Genomic DNA, 1,150 nt, shown 5'->3' with positions numbered 1-1,150 from the left:
CGTATCGGCGCCCCGAAACACCTGTGGCCGACCGACGAACTGGTCGCCGAATGCCGTGAAATCGCTGCCCGCACCGGTGCCCGCATCACCCTGACCGAAGATGCTGCCGAAGCGGTCAAGGGCACCGACTTCATCCACACCGACGTCTGGGTCTCGATGGGCGAACCGGCCGAAGTCTGGGCTGAACGTATCCGCCTGCTGAAGCCTTACCAAGTGAATGCCGCGCTGATGGCTGCTGCCCAGAACCCGCAAGTCAAGTTCATGCACTGCCTGCCGGCTTACCACAACAGCGAAACCAAGGTAGGCAAGGAAATCGCTGCGCAATACCCGGACCTGGCCAATGGCATTGAAGTGACCGAAGACGTGTTCGAAAGCGAAGCCTGCATTGCCTTCGAGCAAGCCGAGAACCGCATGCACACGATCAAGGCTATTCTGGTCGCCACCCTGGGTGACTGATCGTTAGGCTCCGCAGCAAAGCCCTGCTGCGTTGTTGCGCCGCCTTGCCGTACGACTTGTACTGTCTGCGGCGGCGCGCCTAGCAGCAGCCGCTGCGCTGACTTTGCCACGTCGCCCTTATCACTCGGCTTTGTGGCAAAGCCCTGCGGCTTTGCCACACCGCCAGTGACTGCAGTCTGACAGCAACACCGTTTTACCCTCCGCGACGGCACACCCCTGAAGCCGTGGAGTGGCCCGAGATCCGGCCCCCCCTCACTCAGCCGGATCTCACCCCCCATCCCGGCCCCGCCTTCCCACGGGAAGTCCGGCCACCACATCAGAAATCCGATGGACTGCCCAAGCAGGCCGTCAACGCCGCCACCCCAAACACAGCGGGGCGGGGCAGGAAAGGAAACATCATGCGAGTCGTCGTAGCCCTGGGCGGCAATGCCCTGCAACGTCGTGGCGAAGCCATGACCGCTGACAACCAACGCGCCAACGTCAAGGTGGCCGCCGAACAACTGGCCGCCGTCACCCGGCTCGGCCACAACCTGGTGATGTGCCACGGCAACGGCCCGCAAGTGGGCCTGCTCGGCCTGCAAAACGACGCCTACGCCCGCCACGTTGATGGCAAGGTCACCCCCTATCCGCTCGACGTACTGGGTGCGCAGACCGAAGGCATGATCGGCTACATGATCGAACAGGAACTGGGCAA

Annotated in this window: 2 protein-coding genes; both read left to right on the top strand. The window is 63.1% G+C overall.

Annotated elements, in window-relative coordinates; genetic code table 11:
• Window positions 1–456, top strand: a 456-nt coding sequence (locus tag EAY64_RS18780) for a Rossmann-fold NAD(P)-binding domain-containing protein (protein WP_500784352.1), incomplete at its 5' end; no start/stop codon positions are given.
• A gap of 398 nt (window positions 457–854) precedes the next feature.
• Window positions 855–1,150: amino acid kinase family protein (locus EAY64_RS18775; RefSeq protein WP_439647219.1), on the top strand; the 296-nt coding region annotated here is incomplete at its 3' end.

Origin of the sequence: Aquitalea palustris (assembly GCF_003693445.1) — a bacterium.
Lineage (GTDB): Bacteria > Pseudomonadota > Gammaproteobacteria > Burkholderiales > Chromobacteriaceae > Aquitalea > Aquitalea palustris.
This window is presented reverse-complemented; position numbering and strand designations above follow the sequence as displayed.